The sequence below is a fragment of the Cellulophaga sp. BC115SP genome (assembly GCF_009905545.1).
GTDB classification, from domain to species: domain Bacteria; phylum Bacteroidota; class Bacteroidia; order Cytophagales; family Spirosomataceae; genus Flectobacillus; species Flectobacillus rivi.
Genome location: NZ_JAAALB010000004.1, coordinates 97,802 through 123,887, shown reverse-complemented (window position 1 = coordinate 123,887; position 26,086 = coordinate 97,802). Strand labels below are relative to the sequence as shown.

21 protein-coding genes are annotated in these 26,086 nt (G+C 37.4%); 17 read left to right on the top strand and 4 right to left on the bottom strand.

Translation table 11 applies throughout. From position 1 onward, the window contains the following. Positions 1-55 precede the first annotated feature (55 nt). Positions 56-934, bottom strand: coding sequence for a succinate--CoA ligase subunit alpha (sucD, locus tag GVN22_RS04890; protein ID WP_095161283.1), 879 nt, complete (start codon positions 932-934; stop codon positions 56-58). A gap of 248 nt (positions 935-1,182) precedes the next feature. On the opposite strand from sucD, the gene GVN22_RS04885 reads away from it, so the two are divergent. The 6 genes from GVN22_RS04885 to GVN22_RS04860 all read left to right on the top strand — a co-directional run bounded on the left by GVN22_RS04885 (position 1,183) and on the right by GVN22_RS04860 (position 7,134). Further along, on the top strand, positions 1,183-1,989 hold the full coding sequence (locus GVN22_RS04885; RefSeq protein ID WP_166549935.1) for a crotonase/enoyl-CoA hydratase family protein: 807 nt from the start codon (positions 1,183-1,185) through the stop codon (positions 1,987-1,989). Between the two features lie 176 nt (positions 1,990-2,165). Next, entirely contained in the window at positions 2,166-3,833 is a 1,668-nt protein-coding gene (gene recN, locus GVN22_RS04880; protein WP_166549934.1) for a DNA repair protein RecN, read from the top strand. A gap of 111 nt (positions 3,834-3,944) precedes the next feature. Then, the gene (locus tag GVN22_RS04875; RefSeq protein WP_166549933.1) at positions 3,945-4,343 is read left to right on the top strand and encodes a viral A-type inclusion protein; all 399 of its coding nucleotides are present in this window, start codon (positions 3,945-3,947) and stop codon (positions 4,341-4,343) included. 32 nt (positions 4,344-4,375) lie between these two features. Continuing rightward, positions 4,376-5,002 carry an SCO family protein gene (locus tag GVN22_RS04870; protein WP_166549932.1) on the top strand — a complete coding sequence of 209 codons (627 nt, stop codon included), beginning with the start codon at positions 4,376-4,378 and terminating at the stop codon, positions 5,000-5,002. Between the two features lie 138 nt (positions 5,003-5,140). Next, positions 5,141-5,551 (top strand): cytochrome c, encoded by a 411-nt coding sequence (locus tag GVN22_RS04865; protein WP_166549931.1) that lies wholly within the window; start codon positions 5,141-5,143, stop codon positions 5,549-5,551. A 197-nt stretch (positions 5,552-5,748) separates the two neighbouring features. Further along, positions 5,749-7,134 (top strand): DUF4932 domain-containing protein, encoded by a 1,386-nt coding sequence (locus tag GVN22_RS04860; protein WP_166549930.1) that lies wholly within the window; start codon positions 5,749-5,751, stop codon positions 7,132-7,134. Between the two features lie 82 nt (positions 7,135-7,216). Here the strand turns inward: GVN22_RS04860 and aspS are convergent, their stop codons facing one another. Continuing rightward, positions 7,217-8,980: an aspartate--tRNA ligase gene (gene aspS, locus GVN22_RS04855; protein ID WP_166549929.1), complete on the bottom strand. Its 1,764-nt coding sequence runs from the start codon at positions 8,978-8,980 to the stop codon at positions 7,217-7,219. Positions 8,981-9,347: 367 nt separating this feature from the next. Between aspS and crtD the strand changes: the two genes are divergently transcribed. Together crtD and GVN22_RS04845 are read left to right on the top strand one after the other, a co-directional pair. Continuing rightward, positions 9,348-10,820 (top strand): 1-hydroxycarotenoid 3,4-desaturase CrtD, encoded by a 1,473-nt coding sequence (crtD, locus tag GVN22_RS04850; protein ID WP_166549928.1) that lies wholly within the window; start codon positions 9,348-9,350, stop codon positions 10,818-10,820. A 95-nt stretch (positions 10,821-10,915) separates the two neighbouring features. Next, positions 10,916-11,389: a DUF4293 domain-containing protein gene (locus GVN22_RS04845; RefSeq protein ID WP_166549927.1), complete on the top strand. Its 474-nt coding sequence runs from the start codon at positions 10,916-10,918 to the stop codon at positions 11,387-11,389. Between the two features lie 169 nt (positions 11,390-11,558). Here GVN22_RS04845 and GVN22_RS04840 read toward each other — a convergent pair whose 3' ends face one another. Further along, positions 11,559-12,527 carry an SIS domain-containing protein gene (locus GVN22_RS04840; RefSeq protein WP_166549926.1) on the bottom strand — a complete coding sequence of 323 codons (969 nt, stop codon included), beginning with the start codon at positions 12,525-12,527 and terminating at the stop codon, positions 11,559-11,561. Positions 12,528-12,654: 127 nt separating this feature from the next. On the opposite strand from GVN22_RS04840, the gene GVN22_RS04835 reads away from it, so the two are divergent. The 5 genes from GVN22_RS04835 (at position 12,655) to GVN22_RS04815 (ending at position 20,019) form a co-directional block, all read left to right on the top strand. Continuing rightward, positions 12,655-15,009 (top strand): ATP-dependent DNA helicase RecQ, encoded by a 2,355-nt coding sequence (locus GVN22_RS04835; RefSeq protein WP_166549925.1) that lies wholly within the window; start codon positions 12,655-12,657, stop codon positions 15,007-15,009. A gap of 295 nt (positions 15,010-15,304) precedes the next feature. Next, on the top strand, positions 15,305-16,588 hold the full coding sequence (gene purD / locus GVN22_RS04830) for a phosphoribosylamine--glycine ligase (protein WP_166549924.1): 1,284 nt from the start codon (positions 15,305-15,307) through the stop codon (positions 16,586-16,588). A 229-nt stretch (positions 16,589-16,817) separates the two neighbouring features. Next, positions 16,818-18,380, top strand: coding sequence for a regulatory iron-sulfur-containing complex subunit RicT (locus GVN22_RS04825; protein WP_166549923.1), 1,563 nt, complete (start codon positions 16,818-16,820; stop codon positions 18,378-18,380). A gap of 138 nt (positions 18,381-18,518) precedes the next feature. Continuing rightward, positions 18,519-18,998 (top strand): gliding motility lipoprotein GldH, encoded by a 480-nt coding sequence (locus GVN22_RS04820; RefSeq protein ID WP_205690790.1) that lies wholly within the window; start codon positions 18,519-18,521, stop codon positions 18,996-18,998. Between the two features lie 388 nt (positions 18,999-19,386). Next, complete coding sequence (locus GVN22_RS04815; protein WP_166549921.1) at positions 19,387-20,019, top strand: LON peptidase substrate-binding domain-containing protein; 633 nt, start codon at positions 19,387-19,389, stop codon at positions 20,017-20,019. A gap of 225 nt (positions 20,020-20,244) precedes the next feature. On the opposite strand, the gene msrA is transcribed toward GVN22_RS04815, so the two are convergent. Further along, the gene (gene msrA / locus GVN22_RS04810; RefSeq protein ID WP_166549920.1) at positions 20,245-20,907 is read right to left on the bottom strand and encodes a peptide-methionine (S)-S-oxide reductase MsrA; all 663 of its coding nucleotides are present in this window, start codon (positions 20,905-20,907) and stop codon (positions 20,245-20,247) included. Positions 20,908-21,060: 153 nt separating this feature from the next. On the opposite strand from msrA, the gene GVN22_RS04805 reads away from it, so the two are divergent. From GVN22_RS04805 to GVN22_RS04790, 4 genes are all read left to right on the top strand, one after another. After that, positions 21,061-21,789, top strand: coding sequence for a phosphatase PAP2-related protein (locus GVN22_RS04805; RefSeq protein WP_166549919.1), 729 nt, complete (start codon positions 21,061-21,063; stop codon positions 21,787-21,789). Positions 21,790-21,834: 45 nt separating this feature from the next. Further along, positions 21,835-23,070, top strand: coding sequence for a nucleoside recognition domain-containing protein (locus GVN22_RS04800; protein ID WP_166549918.1), 1,236 nt, complete (start codon positions 21,835-21,837; stop codon positions 23,068-23,070). Between the two features lie 130 nt (positions 23,071-23,200). Further along, complete coding sequence (locus GVN22_RS04795; RefSeq protein ID WP_205690789.1) at positions 23,201-24,463, top strand: nucleotide sugar dehydrogenase; 1,263 nt, start codon at positions 23,201-23,203, stop codon at positions 24,461-24,463. A gap of 323 nt (positions 24,464-24,786) precedes the next feature. Further along, positions 24,787-26,061, top strand: coding sequence for an oligosaccharide flippase family protein (locus GVN22_RS04790; protein WP_166549917.1), 1,275 nt, complete (start codon positions 24,787-24,789; stop codon positions 26,059-26,061). Positions 26,062-26,086 lie beyond the last annotated feature (25 nt).

The window sequence follows — 26,086 nt, the reverse complement described above, 5'->3', positions numbered from 1 at the left end:
AATATTTTTACAAAATTACATCACCTATAAGCAAAAGCCAACTGCCGACTCACAATTATTTCAAACCTAGTGCTTTCAACATTGTTTCACCAATGTCAGCAGGTGAGTGAACTACATGGATACCACACTCTTCCATGATAGCCATTTTAGCAGCAGCAGTATCGTCAGCGCCACCGATGATAGCACCAGCGTGACCCATACGACGACCTTTTGGAGCAGTTTGACCTGCGATGAAACCAACAACTGGTTTTTTGTTACCAGTTTCTTTGATCCAACGAGCAGCTTCAGCTTCCATTCCTCCACCGATTTCACCGATCATTACGATACCTTCAGTTTCAGGGTCGTTCATCAACAACTCAACAGCTTCTTTAGTAGTAGTACCAATGATTGGGTCACCACCAATACCGATAGCTGTAGTCTGACCTAAGCCAGCTTTTGTTAATTGGTCTACTGCTTCGTAAGTTAAAGTACCTGATTTTGAAACGATACCAATTTTACCTTTAGAGAAGATAAATGCAGGCATGATACCTACTTTACATTCTCCAGCAGTCATTACGCCTGGACAGTTAGGGCCAATCAAACGAGTTTCTTTGCCTTTGATGTATTCTTTAGCGTAGATCATGTCCTTAGTAGGAATACCTTCAGTGATACAAATAATCACTTTGATACCTGCGTCAGCTGATTCCATGATAGCATCTGCAGCAAATGCAGGCGGAACAAAAATAATCGAAGTGTCAGCACCTACTTGTTGAACAGCCTCCAATACAGTATTGAAAACCGGACGGTCAAGGTGAGTAGTACCACCTTTTCCTGGAGTAACACCACCTACGACGTTCGAGCCGTATTCTATCATCTGCTGAGCATGGAAAGTACCTTCCGAGCCCGTAAAGCCTTGTACAATTATTCTAGAGTTTTTGTTAACAAGTACACTCATTTTTTCGTGTCGTTATCTGTTATTGAAAATTCCTATTATTAAGAAAAGTTTCGTAAAGGTAAAAGGTGAATGCCAAAGAGCAAAAAGTAATTATTATTTAGCTCATTTTTATTCGGGGGCAATATTACAACAATTTGACATACAAGACTTTAATATTTAATTAAATTCTGCTAAATTTTTATAGATTCATTCTGTAACAAAAGAATTGTTATCTTAATCTTTCAATAATAGGCTAAACTATTTTTAACATGGAAACACTTCTGTTCAGTATCCAAAACCATATTGCTCAAGTCATTATCAACAGACCTCATAAAGCCAATGCCCTTGACGCCAAGTCGTGGGAAGAACTACAATTAATATTTGAACAAATTAATGAGGACGATTCTGTACGAGTAGTAATTATTTCAGGAGGAGATAGCAAACATTTTTGTGCAGGAATTGATTTATCTCTATTGATGTCAGTTACTCAAAATACCATATCTTGCGAAGGAAAAAGAAGAGAGAAACTTCGTAAGCAAATTATTGAGCTCCAATCACCTATCAATGCCATAGAAAATTGTACAAAGCCCGTTCTAGTGGCTATTCATGGAGGGTGCATAGGTGCAGGTGTCGACCTAATTTGCGCAGCAGATATGCGCTATTGTACCAATGATACGTATTTTACCATCAAAGAGATAGATATGGGAATGGTAGCCGACCTTGGTACTTTACAACGTTTGCCCAAACTCATCAACCCAAGTGTAGCTAGAGAACTAGCTTTTACTGGCAGGGCGGTTGCGGGCATAGAAGCACAGCAAATAGGACTCGTTAATAAAGCATTCGAGTCGAGAGAGGAACTTGATAAATATGTATGGGAGATTGCCACACAAATTGCCTCCAAATCGCCCCTAGCTATTAGAGGTACTAAACACATTTTGAACTACAGTTTAGAACATTCGACCAAAGATAGCCTTGAATATATGGCCACTTGGAACGCTGCTATGCTATTGTCCAATGACTTGCAGGAGGCATTTTTGGCGCAAACGCAAAAACGTAGCGCAAAATTTGAAGATTAAATTTACCGATTGATAATATTATAGATTGTATTTTTGTAAAAATGTCGTCGTAGCTTACGGTTATTAGCCAAGAGCTTTGAGATTTGCTTAGGATTTTGAGCAAAACTTATAAAACTTAATCAAGGTACATCATCTTTGGACGGGTAGTTTTACCTTTCTGGATTCTTCATAATACGATGCTTACTCATTTAAAGATAAAAAACTATGCGCTGATTGAGCGCCTGGAGTTGACTCCAAATCCCGCCTTAAACATCATTACGGGTGAGACAGGTGCGGGTAAGTCTATTATGTTGGGGGCTATTGGCTTGTTGTTAGGGAATCGTGCCGACACCAAAACCCTCTACAATCCAGAAGATAAATGTGTGATTGAGGGAGAGTTTAACCTTTCTGGTTTTATTATCAAAAGTCTTTTTGAAGAAGAGGAACTTGATTACGAAGACCATTGTATTATTCGCCGAGAAATTTCGCCTCAGGGCAAAACTCGTGCTTTTATCAATGATACTCCTGTAAATCTTGAAACACTCCGTCGTATTGCTTCCCAATTGATGGATGTGCATTCTCAACACGATAATTTGTTGTTGGGAGCAACCGAATATCAACTCCAAATCGTTGATACTTTTGCTCAAAATGATACGCTTCTCGAAAAATACAAACTTGATTTTAGCAATTATCAAAAAGCTTACAAGGCTTATGATGAATTAGTTAACGACGCAAAAAACAGTAAAAAAGAGTTTGACTATAATTCCTTTTTGCTCGATGAACTTCAAAAAGCAAAACTAAAAGGAAATGAGTTGGAGAGTCTCGAAGCGGAGCTCAATAAGCTCGAAAATGCTGAAGATGTCAAATCTAAACTCCAACAATCTGCCGAGATACTGAGTGGCTCTGAGCAATCTATCATTTCTTTGTTTGGTACCACATTAGCCAACCTCAACGCTATTAGTCAATATGGCGAGCATTTTAAACAATTGCGTGAAAGACTGAATTCTTGTTTGATCGAAATCAAGGATATTTCTAACGAAATAGAAGGAGAATCGGAACAAGTAGAAATAGATAACGAGAAAATTGCAGCGCTTCAGGTAAGAGTAGATACTATTTATCATTTATTACAAAAACATCAGGTTAAAAAGGACACCGACTTACTAAAGATTCAAGCAGACTTAGAAGTAAAAGTTGGCAAGGTTTTGAATCTTGATGAGCATTTAGCAGAGGCAAAAGCTAAAGTTGAAAAGGCAGAAAAAGCCTTACAAAAAAGTGCCGAAGCCCTTTCGAAGTCTCGACTAAATGTCTTGAGTACGATTGAAGCTCAAATTACAAGTCTTTTGATAGACTTAGGAATGCCAAACGCTGCTCTAAAAGTTGAGAATGAATTTATCAAGCCATCTCCTACAGGAATCAACGTGGTAAATTTATTATTCTCTGCCAACAAAGGGATTAAGCCACAGCCTCTCAAAAATGTAGCTTCTGGTGGTGAATTTAGCCGTTTGATGCTAGCAATTAAATATATTTTGGCTAATAAACGTGCTTTGCCAACGATCGTTTTCGATGAAATTGATACAGGTATTTCGGGAGAAGTATCTATCAAAGTAGGGAATATGATGCGTGAGATGAGTAAAAGCCACCAAATTATTGCCATTACCCACTTACATCAGATTGCAGCTCAAGGGTCAGTTCATTATTTTGTGTACAAAGACCACTCATCTGAAAGAACCGTTTCTAGAATTAAAGAGTTATCTAAAGACGAACGTATCATGGAAATAGCTCAAATGATTGGTGGGCAAAACCCATCTGCGGCTATTTTGGACAATGCACGTGAAATTCTTGAAAAACACCTTCAAGAACAATAACTGACCGTCGTCATTTTATAAGGAGCAAACATCCCCTTTTTTTGTTGTTTGATTCTATCTAATCACCAAACACCCTTTGCTAGTTCACAGAACGATATATTTTAAATGCTTATGAAAAAGATTATTATTCCAGTGTTGTTCCTGCTTGGAGCAAGTTCTTGTCAGAAAGCGCAACAAGAAGATCAACAAAAAAAACTCATCGATGAAGTGATTGCGGTACATGATGAAGTAATGCCTAAAATGGATGAAATCATGACCCTCAAAAGCCAACTCGACAGTGTAGCTAAAGTTTCGAAAGACTCAGTAAAAGCACGTGATTTGTTTATTCAGCTTGATTCTGCCGATATTAAAATGTCTAATTGGATGGCTGAATATAATCCAGAGTCAGTGAAAGGCAAAGGCAATGAAGAGGTGATTAAATATCTCGAAAACGAGAAGAAAAGAATCAATGAAGTAAAAGATATTACCAATACAAGTATTACTAACGCCAAACAATTTTTAAGCAAATAATGCGACTATATTCATTAACAAAACAAGCTTTAATGGTAGGTATAGCATTATTGGCTTGGTCATGCTCTAATAGCTCAAAAAAACTCCCCTATCTTGGTCAAAAAAGCGTAGAAACCAGAGTAGAAAACGGTAAAAGCATCACCGATTCGGTTTATCATACTATTCCTGACTTTAGCTTTATCAATCAAGATTCTGTAGTTTTTACGCAGAAAGACGTTGAAGGCAAAATTTATGTCGCCGACTTTTTCTTTACGACTTGCCCTACGATTTGTCCTAAAATGAAAACTCAAATGTTGAGAGTTTTTGAAAAATATAAAGACAATCCGCATTTCATGATTTTGTCACATACCATCGACCCTCGTCACGACACGCCGAGCGTTTTGAAAGAATTTGGACAAAACTTGGGGCTTGATTCTAAAAAATGGCAAATGGTGACAGGCGACAAGATGAAAATCTATGAACTTGGTCAAAAAAGCTATATGGTTACCGCTACCGACGACCCTACTCAACCAGGAGGAATTGTTCACAGTGGCGCCTTCATTTTGGTAGATAAAGATCGCCACATCAGAGGTATCTATGACGGAACTGTTCCTGAAAAAGTCGATAATTTAATCAAGGATATTGAAGTGCTTTTAGCTGAGCAATATCCACAAAAATAGCGTTGAAATAAGTTAATGGGCAAAATTAGATTAATTTTACCCGCAATAGGCATTAAGCAATATGCAGTAAGCTAAAAGTTATGCTTGCCTAATGCTTACAGCATATTGCCTAAAGCTTATTAATAGAGGTATATTCTTATGAAAAAATTCTTATTCGGTTTGTTTGTTACAACCTTGATGATGGCCTGCCAAAGTCAAGAAGAACTCAAGCTCAAACAATATTATATCGACGGACAAGCTTTGTACAAAACACATTGTGAAAACTGTCATCAAGTAGACGGTAAAGGATTAGCAGGTCTATACCCTCCTATTAATGGTTCTGATTTCTTGAAAAAGAATAAAAATCGTATTATTTGTGGTATCCGCAATGGCTTAAATGATACCATTGTTGTAAACGGTAAAACCTATCACCAGCCTATGCCAGCCAACAAGCAATTACAAGGCATAGACGTAGCCGAAATCACCACCTATATTTATAACGAATGGGGTGGCGAAAAGACGATTACAGATGTCAAGGCTGTCAAAAAAATCTTAGATACCTGCAACTAATAGCATTTCGGTATTCGATAAAAACCTCGGAAGTAACCTAGCTGACACTTCCGAGGTTTTATTTTTTATGATTCCATACATTTAATTTCCCATTCAACAATTTCTGTGTACATCTATCAAATCAATAGCGAATTCCATCTAAAACTTAGCTATTATCGTAAACTAAAATCGTATTACGCCCAAAACAACTCTCTCAAATGACTAAAAAATTATCCTTATTGCTTATTGCATCAATCATTGTTAGTTCATGCTCAGTAACAAAAAACTGGAAAAGTGAGCACCCTCGCGACAACTTTATTAAAGCCAGTTTTGATGAATTTACAGGGACAGAAAAACTAAAATTTCCTAAACAAACCAACGCCTTAGTTTATTTAAGCTCATCGATAAATACTTCAAAAGGTAAGGTTGTGCTTGCATCGAACAATACAATACTGTCAACATCCCATAAAGTCAATCATCAGAAAATTAGTTTGTCACAATCTCAAGTATTAAAAATTTCTGGGGAGAAAGCACAAGGTTCTTTTGCATTGCTATATCCGACTTTAATTGAAAAGAAAATTCAGGTAAACTATCATCAAAATATTGAATTGCTAGGTTTATGCTATACCCTTTTAAACCTAAGCGACTTTAATGAAATTCCAGATGATCAAACTTTTGAGATGAATGGAGAGAAAGTGAAAATCAAAGATTTGTATGCACTCACTACCAAAATTGGCAACGAGTTTAAGCCTTTTTTAGCCTCAAAAAACTTAGCAATCATCAAAACCTTCTTTGATAAAGACTTTTATCTCCATAACTCTAATTTTTTATTACAACTCGACAATTTCCCTAATGCAACATTGACCGAAGATAATCCCTTTTTAAGCCATTACTCATCAAAAGCAGAAGCGGAAAAGCTAGTTAATGCCTTCAATGCATTTGCTATTGAAATTAATTTTCAAGATTTCTTGAAAAGATACAGTCCGTACTATCAAAAAATGATTCAGGAAGTGGAGCACAATATTCCTCAAGAAAGTTTCATTGTAGAGATGGAGCACATATACGGAAAGAGTGTTCAAAACTATCGACTATATCCTAGCCTAACGATTCCTTTTGGGCAAGGTTTTGCTGCAGGTAATGTCAATACAATTGGTAATATTTTTGCCTCTTTTAACAAGCCTAAAGAAGTGAACCAAATATCAAATCTTCAATTAGGATATGGCAATCCTGTTTCGTTACGAGATATTTGTGTACACGAGTTTGGTCATTCTTTTGTTAACCCAGCCATCGATAAAGTTGATGAAAGCTTGATACAAGATAAAGAATCTTTATTTGAACCTATCAGAGGTAAGATGTCAGAACAAGGATACAGCCAGTGGAAGATATGCCTTTATGAGCACTTCAATAGAGCTAATGAGGTTATCATTGCTAGATTGCTTGGAGATAATACCAAAGCAGATATGATTTATCAAGATAATCTCAAAAATAAATCATACATCTACCTTCCCCAAATTGTAGAGAAACTTGAATTTTGGTATAACAATGAATTTTTAGACAAAACTTATGAACAAAAAGTAAGTGATATTATTGCAGAATTGAAATAATGTCACCTATCTAAAGTTTTAGCAACAAAAAAACGGCAAAGAGTTAATCTTTGCCGTTTTTGTTTATTTCAAGAAACCAAAACTATACAATAGTTTTGATTTTTAATTCATCCAATTGTTTTGCATCAATTGTAGATGGAGAGTCAATCATTACATCGCGTCCTGAGTTGTTTTTCGGGAAGGCGATAAAGTCACGAATTGAGTCTGAACCACCAAACAATGAGCAAAGACGGTCAAAACCAAATGCCAAACCACCGTGAGGAGGAGCGCCGTATTCGAAAGCATCCATCAAGAAGCCAAATTGGTGCTTCGCCTCTTCGTCAGAGAATCCAAGCGTTTCAAACATTTTAGCTTGAAGGTCTTTTTGGAAAATACGAATTGAACCACCACCTACTTCAACACCATTGATAACCATATCATAAGCATTGGCACGGATTTTACCTAAATCACCTGATTTCAAGAATTCGATATCTTCTGGCTTAGGAGACGTGAATGGGTGGTGCATTGCAAACCAACGATTTTCTTCTTCGCTGTGCTCCAACAATGGGAAGTCAACAACCCAGTGTACTGAGTATTCGTTAGGATTACGCAAGCCCAAACGGTTACCCATTTCTAAACGCAATTCGTTTAATTGCTTTCTTGGTTTGTCGCCATCACCACACAAAATCAACAATAAATCGCCTGGTTGTGCATTTGCTGCTTCAATCCATTTTTTCAAATCCTCTTCTGAGTAGAATTTATCTACCGAAGATTTGATTGAACCGTCAGCATTGTAACGCACATAAATCAAGCCTTTCGCACCAATTTGAGGACGTTTCACAAAATCAGTTAACTCGTCTGCTTGCTTACGAGTGTACTCAGCACAACCTTTCGCATTGATACCTACGACTACTGATGCGGCATCGAATACTGGGAAGTTTTTGCCAGAAGTTAAATCAACCTCTTCGCTTTTCAACTCATAAAACTCCATACCAAAACGAATATCTGGTTTATCAGAACCATAATATTTCATGGCATGAGCATAAGTCATACGAGAAATTTCATTGATTTCAAGACCTTTCAAGTTTTGGAATAACTGACGAATCAAACCTTCGAACATTTGAAGAATATCTTCTTGCTCGATGAAAGACATTTCGCAGTCGATTTGAGTAAACTCAGGTTGGCGGTCTGCACGTAAGTCTTCGTCACGGAAGCATTTTACGATTTGGAAGTAACGGTCAAAGCCCGATACCATCAAAAGCTGCTTAAATGTTTGAGGAGACTGAGGCAAAGCATAAAACTCACCTGGGTTCATACGTGATGGAACTACAAAGTCACGGGCACCTTCTGGCGTAGATTTAATCAAAACAGGTGTTTCTACTTCGATAAATCCTTGCTTGTCGAGGTACGAGCGTACTTCTTGAGCCATTTTATGACGTAAAATCAAGTTCTGGCGAACAGGATTACGACGTAAATCAAGGTAACGATATTTCATACGAATATCATCGCCACCATCTGTTTCATCTTCAATTAAGAATGGAGGAAGTTTAGCAGGGTTCAAAATGCTCAATTCCGTTACCTTCACTTCAATATCTCCAGTAGGTAATTTATCATTTTTCGAAAGACGCTCAACTACAGTTCCTGTCACCGAAATCACAAATTCACGTCCAAGTGAACGAGCAGTTTCGATGGCTTCTTTTGGAGTTTTACCCTCTTCTAACATCAATTGGGTAATACCATAGCGGTCACGGAGGTCAATCCAAATCATACCACCTTTGTCACGAGTACGTTGTACCCATCCACAAAGCGTTACGATTTCGTTTACGTTAGCGATACGAAGTTCGCCGTTGTTGTGAGTTCTTAACATAAGTTTTTGATACGGACGGTATTGTCCGTCTATGTAATCTCTTATTTATGAAAAAATATGGACATACCTGTCCGAGCTAAATAATTCGCAAAATTACAGAATTTGTAGGGTGTCACCCAAAAGAATTTAAAATCTATTTGAGTAGAATCTGTAACTTTCTTTAGGATTAGTAAAAAAATGTCAAGATAGAAGAGTCACCTCACAAGTATTTGTAGGCTTGGAGAGGTCACCTTTTTACTTTTTACCAGAAAAAATCACATCTTAAGAGAAGAAAACAAACGTATAAGCCTCAAACATTCTTACTAATCAGTAGTTTCATAAAAGGAGGAAAAGTGGTATTTGAAGGAAGAATGCTAACACAAAAAGAATGAAAAGAGTCGCAATCATAGGAGCAGGTATTGCAGGAATCGCGTCGGCGATTCGCTTAGCGCATAAGGGTTATGAAGTAGAAGTTTTTGAGGCTAATGAATATGCTGGTGGAAAACTCAGTAGTTTTGAGCAAGATGGATACCGATTTGATGCAGGTCCATCCTTGTTTACCCTACCACATTTGGTAGAAGAACTATTCCAGTTAGTAGGGAAAAAAGCGTCTGATTTTTTTGAATATGAGCGACTATCCACCATTTGTCATTATTTCTGGGAAGATGGAACTAGACTAAATGCCTACGCAGAACCTTCCAAATTTGCTCAAGAAGTAGAAAAGATTCTGGGTATTTCGGCTTTGAAAGTAGAACAATTCTTAAAAGATAGTGCTTTTAAATACGAAGTGTTAGATGGCTTATTCTTACAAGATTCTTTACACAAGTTATCCACATGGACTTCAAAAAAGGCCTTACGAGGTTACCTCAATCTTCCTAAACTTGGCATTTTCGGAACGATGAATCATGCCAATGAAAAGTATTTCCGACATCCTAAACTGGTACAACTTTTCAATAGATACGCCACTTATAATGGTTCAGACCCATATCAAACTCCTGCAACATTGAATATTATTCCACATTTGGAATATAATGTGGGTGCTTTTTTTCCAAAAAAAGGAATGGTTGATATTACGAATGTGCTTGTCGATTTGGCAAAATCAATCGGAGTAAAATTCCATTTTCAATACCGTGTAAAAGAAATTCTTACCCAAAATCAGCAAGTAAAGGGCATTCGTGTTGTATCTCAGCATAGAGAAGAGCAAGAACTATTCTTCGACAAGGTAGTTTCTAATATGGACGTTACTCATACCTATCGCAAGTTATTACCACAATCGCCTCATCCAGATAAGCTACTAAATCAACCCAAATCAAGTTCGGGTGTGATTTTTTATTGGGGAGTTAAAAAGTCTTTTCCTGAGTTGGGACTTCATAATATCCTGTTTAGTGATGATTATCGCGAAGAATTTCGAGTGATGTTTGAGGATAAAAAAATATTTAATGCCCCTACCGTATATATCAATATTAGCTCCAAACACAAGCCAGACGATGCACCAGAAGGTTGTGAAAACTGGTTTGTACTCATTAATGCACCAGCCAATGAGGGGCAAGATTGGGATAAGCTCATTCAAGACCTTCGACAACAGGTAATTCAAAAAGTTTCGAGAATATTGTCTTGTGACTTAGCTTCTTTGATAGAAACTGAGGCTATTTTAGATCCAAGGAGTATAGAGCTGAAAACATCTTCGGCGCAAGGAGCTTTGTATGGAAACTCTTCTAACAACAAATATGCGGCGTTTTTGAGACATGCGAATTTTTCAAAAAGCATCAAAGATTTATATTTTGTGGGAGGAAGCGTACATCCTGGCGGAGGAATTCCATTGGCTTTGTCTTCGGCCAAAATCATGGCAAAGGAACTTTGAAATACCCACTTGTTTACTTAATTAAAGTTTCGGAACTTTGCCAAATCAAAATAAACCCTGTGGGTTTTTGAAAAACAAGATTTAGCTATAACAAAATGATTCAACGTACACAAAGTCTTTTATTGGCATTAATAGTAATTGCCATGGGAGTTGTAATTAGTAGCCCAGTTTGGGAAAAAAGTAGTGCTGCACTCAATCAAAAAGTCGTATTGACAGCCAAAGCTTTAGAACATACACAAGGAGCTACTACTGTGAGCTCAAGCACGATTTATATTGCAATTTTGGCTGGATTGGCAGCGCTAATTGCGGCATTTTCTATTTCTCAGTACAAGAAAAGAGTATTGCAAATGTCTTTAGGAGCCTTAAACTCGGCAGTTTTGGCGGGTGTATTAGGCGCTAGTTTTTTCAATATTTTCAAAGAAGGCATTCCTCTTTTCGAACCAGAAAATCAAGGAAACTATGCTTTAGGCTTTTATGCAGGCGTATTTGCCTTATTAGCAAATATGATTGCTAACCGTCTAATCCGTCGCGATGAGATGCTAGTGCGCTCAGCAGATAGAATGAGATAGATTCGATTGTAGATTTTGGATATTTGATTTCAGATTTTCGAATCAAAAACAAACGTAAATCCTCGTTGAGAATATAGAAATTCTATATTCTCAACGAGGATTTACGTTTAATACTTGAATAATACCTCAATAAATAATAAATCCGACTTCCGCAATCAGAAATCTAAAATCAAACCAGTCCTTCTTTCAACAAATCATGCAAGTGCACAAAACCAATAGGTTTTTGATTTTCTAGTACTACCAAAGAAGTGATGTTTTTCTCTTGCATTACTTGAAGGGCTTCTGTTGCATACGCGTCAGGTTCGATTGTTTTCGGGTTAGCGGTCATAATATCTTTCGCTTCCAAACCTGTCAAAACCTCATACTTATTCAACATTCTACGAACGTCACCATCGGTAATGATACCAGCCAAAGTGCCGTCTGCATTCACAACGGCAGTTGCACCCAAACGTTTCGAACTGATTTCGACAATAGCATCTTTGATAGAGGTATTGTATTGAACAATCGGTAATTCATGATTTGGATAAATATCGCTTACTTTCAAGTACAATTTTTTACCTAAAGCACCTCCAGGGTGATATTTAGCAAAATCTGTACTACTAAAACCACGGCATTCCAATAAACATACAGCCAATGCATCGCCTAGCGCAAGTGCCACAGTTGTACTAGTTGTTGGTGCCAGATTAAGTAAGTCAGCTTCTCTTTCGGCTAAAGCATGTAAAATAAAATCAGCGTTTTTCCCTAAATACGATTGGGGGTTTGAAACCATCGCAATGAGTTTCACCCCTGTACGCTTAATTAAGGGTACAAGTACCTTAATTTCAGGAGTATCTCCAGATTTAGAAATACACATAACGGTATCTCCATCTTGAATCATTCCGAGGTCGCCATGAATAGCGTCGGCAGCGTGCATAAACAAAGCTGGCGTACCTGTCGAATTAAGCGTTGCAACGATTTTTTGAGCAATGATTGCAGATTTACCAATACCTGTAATCACAAAGCGACCACGACTGTTAAGTAAGTGATTTACACATGATTCAAAATCTGAATCAATTTTATCAATAATTTTTTGGATCGCTTCGGCTTCTTCCTGCAAAACTTTTTTTGCTGTTGATTGAATATTTTTTACTAATTTCAATTTTAGAAACGGTTTTTAATGACTGGTTTTGTATTAATTTTAGTGCAAAGATAAACTATTATATAAGTACAGTCTCACAACCACCAAATATCAATTTTATTCATAACCTCAAATAAGTTTGAAGACAATGAGTGTTAGTCAAGAGACCACCGACTTGTTGAAGGAAAAACTCAAAGAAACCTTCGGTTACAGCCAGTTTCGTGGCGAGCAGGAAGATATCATTAAGAATACTTTAGCAGGAAAAAATACTTTCGTAATTATGCCGACAGGGGCAGGCAAGTCATTGTGTTATCAATTACCAGCCATAGCCACTGAAGGGACTGCTATTGTTATTTCGCCATTGATTGCATTGATGAAAAACCAAGTGGATCAGATGAACGCTTTTGGTATCAATGCGCAGTTTTTGAATTCGTCGCTCAATAAGGCCGAGATGACGAAAGTAAAAAATGACGTAATCAGTGGCCAAGTGAAATTGTTGTACATTGCTCCTGAGTCTTTGACCAAAGAAGATAACCTTGCTTTCTTGAAGCAAGCCAAAATCTCTTTCGTAGCCATCGACGAAGCGCACTGTATCTCCGAATGGGGACACGATTTCCGCCCAGAATATCGCCGAATTCGCAGTATTGTCGAAAGCTTAGATAGTACTTTGCCAATTATTGCGCTCACCGCAACTGCCACACCAAAGGTGCAACAGGATATTCAGAAAAACCTGAATATGGATGATGCTACTTTGTTTAAGTCGTCTTTCAACCGCAAGAATTTGTATTACGAAATCCGTGCTAAGCGTGATGATATTGATAAGCAAATTATCAAATTCATCAAAGTGAATCACGGTAAGGCTGGGATTATCTACTGTCTGAGTCGCAAAAAAGTTGAAGAAGTAGCCGAGGTATTGAATGTAAACGGTATCAAAGCGCTTCCTTATCATGCAGGCTTGGATAGTGACATTCGTATGGCCAACCAAGAGGCTTTCTTGAACGAGGAGGCTGAAGTAATGGTAGCAACGATTGCCTTCGGAATGGGTATCGATAAGCCAGATGTTCGTTTTGTAATCCACTACGATGCGCCAAAATCATTAGAGGGATACTACCAAGAAACAGGTCGTGCAGGTCGCGATGGTTTGGAGGGTATTTGTATCATGTTCTATGCAAAAGAGGACATCAACAAGCTGGATAAGTTTAACAAAGACAAAACTATCAACGAGCGCGACAATGCCCGTATGTTATTGAACGAGATGGTATCCTACTCTACTCTAGGAGTTTGCCGTCGTCGTCAATTGCTCCACTATTTTGGAGAGCAAGTAGAAAAAGATTGTGGCTATTGTGATAACTGTAAAAAACCAACACCAAAGTTCAAAGTAGAACAAGAGGTAGTTTTGGCATTACAAGCAGCCATCATGACAGGTGAGCGTTTTGACGCACAACACTTGGCAGATGTATTGCTTGGTCACAAAAACCAGTACGTAACGAGCTACGAGCATCATAAATTAGACATTTTTGGAAAAGGGAAAAGCTACTTCAAACTTCAAGCCGACGATGATGAGGATGAGGAGGATGAAGAAGACGAAGAAGTAGAATACTCAGATGAAGAAGATGAGGATGGAAATCCGATTCCGAAACCTAAAGCCAAAAAAGCGCCAAAAACAGCTAAGAAAAAAACACAACAGCAAGAACCTGTAGAACAATGGTTATCGGTTATTCGTCAAATCACTGTTTTAGGCTACTTAGAAAAAGATATTGAAAACTACGGTATCTTAAAAGTATCTGAAAAAGGTCATGCTTTCTTGAAGGATTCTTTCCCATTAACGCTTTCGAAAGATCACGACTACGAAAACGAACATATTGAGGAAGAAGACGAAAAAGAATCATTGGCTGGTGGCGGCGGTTCGTACGATGCAGCATTGTTCGAATTGTTGAAAAACCTTAGAAAGAAAATTGCGAAAGACAAAAACTTGCCTCCTTACGTAATTTTCCAAGATCCTTCACTCGAAGAAATGGCCACAACATATCCTACTACAAAAGAGGATATGGCTCAAATCAACGGTGTGGGTATGGGTAAAGTAGTGAAATTTGGTCGTCCATTTATTGACTTAATCAAAAAGTATGTAGAGGACAACGAAATTGAAACTGCTACTGAGGTAGTCGTAAAATCGACAGTTAATAAGTCAAAAATCAAAATTCATATTATCCAACAGGTAGACCGTAAAGTAGATTTGGACATTATTGCCGAACAAAAAGAATTGGCAATGGAAGACCTAATCGAAGAAATCGAGCATATCTGTTATTCGGGAACAAAACTCAACTTGGATTATTATATCAATCAGGTAGTTGAGCCAGACAAGCAAGACGAAATCTATGATTATTTCTTGCATGCCGAAACCGACAATATTGCAGTAGCATTAGATAAATGTGGAATTGATGATATTACAGAGGAGGAATTACGCTTAATGAGAATTAAATTCTTGAGCGAACTTGCCAACTAGATTATCAAAAAAACTATTACGAAGAGGTATTAAGAAAACCTTGTTCAAGCATTTTAAATAAACAAACTATAGGTTTAAGGAATAAAAAGTCGATAATATTTGTTGGCAATTTATGACTTCAAACACATCTTCAAAATCTTCCAATTAATAAGATTCTGATAGTTTTGTTAAAAATGCTGAGCTAGGATTTCATAAATGCCTCTTTGTGCGTTAATTTTGCTATCCCTTTGTACTCAATTCAATTTCAAACAAATAGTCTTATTTAAAGGCTGTTTATTTTAGATTAACCAATTCAATGAACATACTAATTTTAGGCTCGGGCGGACGTGAACACGCATTTGCTTGGAAAATCGCTCAAAGCCCCCTTTGCGAAAAATTATTCGTAGCTCCAGGTAATGCTGGTACAGCTGCTATTGCTACAAACTTGGCTGTTGGCTTCAATGATTTTGAAAAAATCGCAGAGCAAGTTTTAGAAAATCAAATCGAACTAGTAATTGTTGGTCCTGAAGAACCACTTGTAAGAGGTGTTCGTGACTATTTCCAAAGTCGCCCAGATTTACAACATATTTTGATGGTAGGTCCAGACTCGAAAGGTGCAATGCTAGAAGGTTCGAAAGATTTTTCGAAAAACTTTATGGTAAAATATGGTATTCCTACTGCAAAATCACAAACTTTTACGAAAGATACGCTAGAGGATGGTTTAGCATATTTGGCTACCCAAAAACTTCCTATCGTATTAAAAGCTGATGGACTAGCAGCAGGTAAAGGAGTTATTATTGCCCAAACATTAGAAGAAGCTCAAACATCACTTTCTGAAATGCTTGTAGATGCCAAATTTGGTGATGCTAGTAGCAAAGTGGTAATTGAAGAGTTTTTGACAGGTATCGAACTTTCGGTGTTTGTTCTTACTGACGGAGAATCGTACAAAATTCTCCCTGAAGCAAAAGATTACAAACGTATCGGCGAAGCAGATACAGGTTTGAATACAGGTGGTATGGGAGCTGTTTCGCCAGTGCCTTTTGCTACCGAAAAATTTATGCAATCTGTTGAAGAAAATATCGTTAAACCTACACTAACTGGCTTACAGGCAGAAGGTATTAAGTATAATGGCTTTATCTTCATCGGTTTGATGAATCACGAAGGAGAACCTATCGTGATTGAATACAACGCACGTATGGGCGACCCAGAAACAGAGGTTGTTCTACCACGTATCGAGTCAGATTTATTAACTCTTATGATAGCAACCGCTAAAGGCGAATTGGGGCAAGCAGAGTTTTCTGTAAGCAAACAGCACGCCGTAACTACAGTAGTAGTAGCAGGTGGTTATCCGGGTGACTATAACAAAGGTGATGTAATTGTAGGTTACGAAAACGTAGAAGATGCCTCAATTTTCCATGCTGGTACAAAACTGGATGGAAACCTTGTCGTGACAAATGGTGGTAGAGTAATGGCTCTGACTGGAATGTCTAATACATTAGAAAGAGCTATCCAAAAATCACAGAAAGCGGCAGGTACTATCTCATTTGAAGGTAAGTATTATCGTCGCGATATTGGTTTGGACGTGCTCAGGTATAGTTAGTCGCTGAGTCTCTTAAAGAATGGAAAGAATTACACAATGCTAGAGGCTATCATGTATCAGTCGTTTCTGAATTTACTTAAAGACAGAAACGTTAGCTTGTGCGCCATCTTTATACTTTAAGAGGTCAGTGTTTCACTGAGTTTTGAGCCATAGTAAAAAAGATTTCAGGAAATATATTCCAAAGTCAAACCTTACTTATCCTCATTATCTCGTTCACTTTTGAAGATATATGGGATGCAAATCATGTTCCACAGGTAGTTGTGGTACTCGTAATAACAATGGTGCTGTAAGTGGCTGTAAAAATAACGGTGCTTGTAGTACAGGTGGGTGTAATAAAATGAACGTATTTGACTGGCTGTCAAATATGGAAGTACCCGCATTTAGTAAGTTTAATATCATTGAGGTAAAATTTAAGGGTGGTCGTAAAGAATATTTTCGAAATGTTAATCAAATCGAATTATATGCAGGCGACCCTGTAATCGTAGATGTGCCAAACGGTCATCATCTTGGCTTTGTTTCGCTTCAAGGTGAATTAGTTCGCCTCCAAATGCTGAAAAAAAGCATCAAAGATGATGAAAATGTTCGTGTGGTTTATCGCAAAGCCAATGATAAAGACTTGGAAAAACATGAGCAAGCTATCGCTCGTGACTTGCCAACGATGTATCGTACTCGCGAGATTATCAAAGAACTTAAGTTGGACATGAAGTTGTCTGATGTAGAGTTTCAATCAGATAATACCAAAGCGATATTCTATTACTCGTCCGACGACCGTGTAGACTTTCGTGAGCTTATCAAAATTTTGGCAAGCGAATTCAAAGTTAGAGTAGAAATGAAGCAAATCTCTTTGCGTCAAGAAGCTGCTCGTGTGGGAGGGATTGGCGTCTGTGGTCGCGAACTTTGTTGTTCGACGTGGTTAACGGATTTCAAAAACGTAACTACTTCGGCAGCTCGTTATCAAAATCTTTCATTGAATCCTGTGAAATTATCAGGACAATGTGGTCGTCTGAAATGTTGTCTCAACTATGAACTTGAGACTTATATGGACGCCCTCAAAGATATTCCGACTATCGAGAAGCCTCTGCAAACGTTGAAAGGCGAAGCACTTTTACAAAAAACAGACATCTTCAAACGTGTCATGTGGTTTGGTTATCGTGGCGAAGAAAGTAACTGGATTCCAGTGACGGTCGATAAAGTTAGAGAGGTGGTTGAACTAAATGAAAAAGGTATCCAACCTCAATCTTTAGACGTAATGGAAAGCACTCCAGCAGCTTTAGATTTAGATAAGGCAACTTCTGGTTTGAATGCTGACTTGGACAAAATGGACAAGAAATACAGCAACAACAAGAAAAAGCCTCATAATAAAACTAAACAAAACGATAAACATCAAGAGGTTAAATCTGAACGCAGAGAACACAAGCATGAGAGAAAAGATACTCGTCCGGATGTTTCTGACAAAAAAGATAAAGCTGTTGTTGTAGATAAAAAGCCGCAACAACAACCTCAAAACAATAGCCAAAAGGGTAATAACCATCATAAGCATCAAGCTAATCATAATAAAAACCCTCAGGCAAAAACACAACCACAACAGCCAAATAACGCTCCAAAGGTTAATCCAAATCAAGGGAATAACCATAATAATCCACAACAAGGAGGACAGCAAGCAAAACAGGCTCAGAAGCCTCAGCAAAACAATCCTCAAGGAGCTAATAAAAATGGGAAAGGAAATCATAATCGTCCGCCACATCAACATAAAAATGGCAAGAATGATAACAATAAACCTTCTCAAAGCTAGTTGAAAGAGTAATACCCATTTTCACAAAATAGAAGGTGAACTCATTATATAAATAAAAAAGGAGTTTGGGCGAGAAATGAAACATTTCAAATCCAACTCCTTTTTTTAATCCATCGTACTCTTATGTTCCTCAAAAGTTTGAAATCGAAAATTTTTATTGGAAGTATTTTATTGGCAACGGCCATGTCAGCTTGTGATTCAAATACTATTTTGAAAGATAATTATAACATTGCTGATGCCAAGTGGTTTATTAAAGATACCCCCGAATTCGAATTCAACGTCGATGATACAACAACGACTTATAATGTGTTTTACAATGTTCGTAACAATCGTTCTTATCCGTACTATAACCTTTATCTAACGCATTATTTATCAGATGATAAAGGAAAAGTAATTCATCAAAAATTGGATGAATTAGTACTTTTTGATCCAAGTACAGGTAAAAAATTAGGCGAAGGCTTAGGCGATGTGTATGACCATAAAATTTTAGCTTTTAAAAGTTTTTCTTTTCCCAAAAAAGGAAAGTACAAAATTCAGGTAAAACAATATATGCGTCAAAATCCCCTTGCTGACATTGTCAGCGTAGGTTTTACCATTGAAAAAGCAGGCATTAAATAATAATGCTGAATTTTGAGTTGTGAATCAGAACTGTACGAAGGATTCCAAACTATTGCTGATTTGGGATTTTTGATTTCGGAAATAAAGTAAAATACCTTTATTTTTTACAAAATATAGAAGCTTACACTTCCGAAATCCAACATCCGATATCCGAAATAGATGGTTTTATAATCCTTCGTACAGTACTAACTTCATATCCACAATTATCTAATTTAAGTTTGTACGATTACTAAAGTAATAAGGCAAAATAAAATTGCATTATTGGGCTTTCGGTGGTCGGCTATGGCACTTGGTAAAATGTCTCTAAGGTTTCCTGAGAATTTAGCCTAATACCTACTGCTAACCGCCAACAGTACATACCCATTAGTTTTAAGTAGATACTAATCACATGCAAAAGTTTTTACCACTGTTTCCGCTCAATTTAGTGGTTTTTCCTTTGGAAGACCTCAATCTTCATATTTTTGAACCTCGCTATCGCCAGTTGATCAAAGATGCTATTCAACAAGATTCAACCTTTGGAATACCAGCATTTATTGAAGGTAAAATGCAAGGTTTTGGGACAGAGGTGAAGATTACTTCGGTTTACAAAGTATATGATGATGGTAGAATGGATATCAAAACACAAGGTGTTCGTGTATTTAGAATTTTAGATTTCCAAAATCCAATAGACGGTAAGCTGTATGCTGGAGGAGAGGTCGAAGCCCTAAAAGATCCAGAAATTACTCCACCTGTTTTTCCAAAATTATTAGAGCAGATTAATGATCTTTATTTGCTTCTTGGAGAAGACAACAAATTCAATGTCCAAAAGCCTCAACCTTATTCTTTCCAAATAGCCCATAAAATCGGTTTATCTATAGAGAAAGAATATGAGTTACTCAAAATGCCAACAGAAGCCGAAAGACAGGCTTATATCTCCAAACATTTAGAAAAGGTTTTACCAGTTCTACAAGAACTGGAAAGAACCAAGGAGCGTATTCGCATGAATGGACATTTTAAGAACTTAGACCCACTGAATTTTTAGGAAAATTCACGGGATGAAGCATGAGTCATCCCGAATTTTTAGGATTGAGATTATGCTCCAAGTTTTTATCAAAAAAGGGGTCGAAAAGTATTTTTCGATCCCTTTTTGATAAAACTATGCTAGATATGAATGGCTTAAGACGCAATCATTGCGTCTCTACTGATGGAATACAAATTTTAAATTAATCACTCATTCGCTAAATCGCTAAATTCGGGATGACTCATATTAATGCTTCAATTTATCTTTGAAGGCCTTTTTAAACTTATCTAACTTTGGCTTAATCACAATTTGGCAATAGGGTTCATAGCCATTTTGATTAAAGTAATCTTGGTGATAGTTTTCGGCTGGATAAAACTTCGTAAATGCACTGATTTCAGTCACGATAGGATTTGGAAAAACGTGCTCGGCATTAAGTTTTTCTTTCCAATATTCTGCCAGTTGTTTTTGTTCGGCATTATGGTAAAAAACTACCGAACGATACTGCGTTCCCTCATCAGCTCCTTGACGGTTCAAGGTAGTTGGGTCGTGTGTTTTCCAGAAAACTTCTAGAAGCTCTTCAAAAGTAATTTTTTGAGGGTCATAAATTACCTGACAAACTTCGGCGTGTCCAGTAGTACCAGTACAAACTGCACGATAGGTAGGATCAGGAACCGAGCCTCCAGAATAGCCTGACACAACTTTTTCGACTCCTTCGAGGTTTTGGAATACTGCTTCTACACACCAGAAGCATCCTGCACCAAAAGTTGCGATTTCTGTTTTGCCACTTGGTTTATCTTTTTCTTTGTTCTCCATTTTAGTATTTTTCTGATTTTCAGGTTTTTGCGCACATGAAATATTTACTGCTAATGTTAATATTCCAAGAACAATGGCACTAATTTTTCTTTTCATAATTGATAACATTTAAAACTTGATGTAAGTTTGCAATCTTTTTATAGTTGTTTTGTCATCTTTCCGACAAAACGCTACAACGACTCGATAATCTTCTCATGATTTATGGATAACGATTTGTTAACACAAAAACCCAAAACAACATCTCAAGAAATGAAAAAACTTTCCTACTTTCAGGCATTTGCAAAGAGTTGGAAAGAAGGTTTTCAAACCATCGATTTTAGCGTAAAGATAATTCTAACCCTAGGGATTTTAATTATTGGTGCTACGCAGTTTCCGAGTTATTTGAACCATATCCAAAAACGACCAGGAGCCGCTCTTGAGGATTTAGTGTTGAACGCCTTGCCTTCAATAGACGTATCTGTACCCATATTTACGGTATTGTACAGTATTTTGATTTTCTCATTAATACAAAGTCTAAAAAAGGCCGAAGTGTTTTTACTTTATGCTATTACTTACGTTTGCGTGACGATTTTTCGTATGGTAACTATCACTTTAGTGCCACTCGATGCGCCCGTGGGATTAATTAATTTGGCAGACCCTTTTGCTGAAGCAGCGGTGTATGGTACGGCTTCGCCTGTAACCAAAGATTTATTCTTTTCGGGACATACTGCTACAATGGTCTTGATTTGGATTATTGTAGAAGGGCATATTGCTAAAATCTTGGCTGGTATCACCTGCATTTTAATCGCTTTTTTCCTACTTTTACAACATGTACATTATACCGCCGATGTGATTGCGGCATTTGCTTTTACTGTTGCTTCGTATGAATTGGCTAAAGTAATCAAACAGTGGCATTGGATTCCATTTTCGGCGGTAATGCTAACCTTGTTTGCCTTACTTTTGGCAGTATTCCGCCATGCAGCAATTATGTACCCTTAAGGCTGATACTTGTCAATAAACATATACAAATCCCAACCTGATAGAATGGCTCTTAATTACCTCTGGATTGCATTTTTTTTGATTGCCTTTATTGTGGCTTTGCTTAAGTTGATTTTCTTAGGCGACACCGAAATCTTCAAACTGATTGTCGATGGTATGTTTGACTCAGCAGAAACTTCGGTCATGAACATTGCACTTCCATTAGCTGGGGTAATGACGTTCTTTATGGGTTTGTTAAATATTGGCGAAAAAGCTGGAGCCATCAACTTTTTGGCTCGTATTGTTGGACCATTCTTTAATCGTCTTTTTCCTGAGGTTCCTAAAAATCACCCAGCAAGTGGGCAAATGATTATGAACTTCTCTGCCAATATGTTAGGGCTCGACAATGCTGCTACACCTTTTGGACTAAAAGCAATGCAGAGTTTGCAAGAGTTGAACCCAAGCAAAACCGTAGCCTCTAATGCTCAGATTATGTTTATGGTGTTGCACAGCGCAGGACCCGTTTTGATTCCACTGAGTATTATGGCACAGCGTGCGATTTATGGTGCCAAAGACGCTTCTGACATTTTTATCCCATGTTTGATTGCTACCTATGTTGCTACGGTTACAGGCTTGCTATTTGTCTCTTTCAAGCAAAAAATAAATCTGTTAGATAGAGTCATCATCACGTGGTTAGGAGGTATTACAGCTGCTATTGGGCTATTGCTATGGTATTTATCAAGCATTCCGAAAGAACAAATCGAAATCTTTTCGAAGGTATCGAGCAATATGATTTTGTTTGGGCTTATCATTTCGTTTTTGCTTGGTGCATTGCGTAAAAAAGTTGACATTTTTGACGCTTTTATCGAAGGTGCAAAAGGTGGTTTTGAGACTTCTGTTCGTATTATTCCTTATTTAGTAGCCATGTTGGTAGCGATTGGGGCATTGCGTAACTCAGGAGCTTTGACTTGGATTGTTGATGGCATGAAATACCTTTTAGCCCTAACAAATATCAATACAGACTTTACTGATGCCCTTCCGACAGCTTTGATGCATCCATTGAGTGGTGGCGGCTCAAGAGCCATGATGATTGATACGATGAAAACCTTTGGTGCAGATTCGTTTGCGGGCAGATTGGCTTGTGTGTTCCAAGGTTCGGCAGATACGATTTTTTATGTGATTGCCTTGTATTTTGGTTCTGTCAACATCAAAGAAACACGTTACACTCTTTGGGCTGGTTTGACCGCAGATTTAGCTGGAATCATCACAGCGATTCTGGTGAGTTATTTGTTTTTCCACTAAAAAAATAAATTGATTACCTTTGATTTTCATTGTCGTAGCTGCAATTCGGTTTTTGACTAAAGTATAAAGACAAGCTTTCAGTTATACTGACTTTTTGGTTTTTGATTTTCCATAAAATTATCTCAAAATATTGGACTTAAGTACAAGTAAAATAGCAATAATCGGTCTTGGATATGTAGGGCTTCCATTGGCTGTTGAGTTCGGGAAAAAAATTCCAGTGATAGGTTTTGATATTAATCAAAGTCGTATCGATGAACTCTCAAAAGGTTATGACCGCACACAGGAAGTAGAGACCGACAATTTACAGTCTTCTACTCTATTGAGTTTTTCGGCCAATATCAATGATTTGGTAGACTGCAATGTGTTCATTGTAACCGTACCTACGCCGATAGATCGTTTCAAAAAACCTGATTTGATTCCTTTAATTGCTGCCAGCAAAACTGTAGGAAAAGTCCTTCGCAAAGGTGATGTTGTGATTTATGAATCAACGGTATATCCAGGTTGTACGGAAGAAGATTGTGTGCCGATTTTGGAAAAAGAAAGTGGTTTGGTATTCAACCAAGACTTCTTCTGTGGCTATTCTCCAGAACGTATCAACCCAGGAGATAAGGTAAATACTTTGACCAAAATCAAAAAGGTCACTTCTGGTTCAACTCCTGAAATCGCCCAATTTGTGGATAGCCTTTATGGTTCAATCATCACAGCAGGTACTTACTTGGCGACTTCTATCAAAGTAGCAGAGGCGTCGAAGGCGATTGAAAATGCCCAGCGTGATGTCAATATCTCATTTGTGAATGAATTGGCTTTGATTTTTGATAAAATGGGAATCGATACCACCGAAGTATTAGAGGCAGCAGGGACAAAATGGAACTTCCTCAAATTCAAACCAGGTTTGGTTGGTGGTCACTGTATTGGGGTTGACCCTTATTATTTACTTCACAAGTCCGAAAGTTTGGGGTATTATCCTCAAGTGATTCTTTCAGGTCGTCGTGTCAATGATAATATGGGGATTTTTGTTGCCAACAAATTAGTGAAGTTATTGATTAAAAAAGGACATAAAATCGATGGTTGTAAAGTCTTGATTTTAGGAGTTACTTTTAAAGAAAACTGCCCAGATATTCGTAACTCTCGTGTCATTGATGTGTATAACGAACTAAAAGAGTTTGGAATTGATGTGGATGTATATGACCCTTGGGCCGACAAACACGAAGTTTCGGAAGAATATGGCATTCAGTTGCTCGACCAATTGGGCACTGACTACGAAGGTATCTTGCTATGTGTATCGCACAACGAGTTTGCAAGCTTAAACATTGATGCACTCAAAGGTGAAGACGCCGTGATTTATGATATTAAATCTTTCTGGGACAAATCATTCTCTGATGCGAGATTGTAGGGTATTGAGTGAATTGGTGATTTGTTTTGATAAAAATCAGTAGAGACGCAATATTTTGCGTCTTCAACAGCTATAAGCATAAGTCATTCCGAATTTTTCAAATTAGGATTATTCTCTAAATTGTATCAAAAAAGCGGTCGAAAAACAATTTCGACCGCTTTTTTGATACATATTTCAAAATGACACCGCTTTAGACACAAGGCATTGCGTTTCTACTTCTAGCATACAAATAATAAAATAATCACTCATACACTCAATCACAAATCACTAAATTTGGAATGACTCATGTTTTATTTTAGGCTTCTCATACATATCCTCTAACAATGAAGTTTTTTGCTACGATTCGAAATACCTTTCATGAATACCGAGGTGTTATTCGCAACTTCGTAGCGTTGGCATTTTTGCAAGCGACTAACCTATTAATTCCTCTTTTGTTAATTCCCCTTTTACTTCAACGTATTGGCTTGGCTCAATATGGAGTTGTGGCGTTGGCACAAAGTACCATGCTATATTTCTATGTCTGGGTTGATTATGGCTTTAGCCTTTCTGCGTTAAAAACTTTGAGTGAAAAGCACCGTCAAAAAGAAGATTTAGGTCAACTTTTTTATGAAGTGAGTTTATCCAAAATAATCCTTCTTATCTTAGGTTTCGGTATTTTACTGATGATTTTACCTTTGCATCCTACCCTTGCGCATAACACTAAACTAATTATTGGTAGTTATCTGATGGTCGTAGGTCAGGCGTTATTGCCTATTTGGTTTTTTCAAGGAGTTGAAAAAATGCCTTGGGCTACTTATGCCAATTTTTGCTCAAAAATCCTTAGTGTTAGCTTGATTTATTTATGGGTGTATAGGGCATCTGAAGCCATTTGGGTAAATATGATATTAGGTGGAAGCAATATCTTGATTGGAGTTATTGCCAATATTTATTTGTCAAAAAAATATCAGTTGGTATTCCAGAAACGATGGTTGAAGGGTATTCCTAGACAACTAAAAGAAGGATTTTTCTATTTTACATCCCATTTTTCGGTAAGTCTATATATGCACTCTGGTATTATCCTATTAGGGTGGTTTGTCAACGAGCAAATGCTTGGGGTCTATAGCATAGCCGAAAAAATAGCGCTTTTACTTCGTCAAGTATTGGTCATGTTTTCACAAGCTATTTATACACAACTTTGCCATATTCTCACACAAGGGTATGAAGCGATGCAGTCATTTTTGCGAAAACTATTCTTTCCTTTCTGTATTTTGGTCGGAATTGGATGTTTGGTATGCTGGTTGGGAGCACCACTGATTAGTACGTTGGTAAAATTAGAAATTTCAGAAAAAAGTCTGTTTATTCAATTGGTGAGATATATGGCTTTTATACCAGTAATTGTGTGTATCAATATCCCCTTTTATCAGCTATTACTTATCTCAGACCATGGAAAAAGTAGCACAAAGATTTTATCTTGGGGAGCTTTGGTATGTATCTTGTTAAATGTTTTGCTAATTCCTTATTTCTCGGTACTTGGTACTGCTTTAGCGCTATTAGTTACCGAAAGTATGATAAGTATTTTAGTGATTATGAAAGCAAAGAAATACTTTTTTAGAGGGTAAGTTAGCTTACTATCCGACTGTCCAA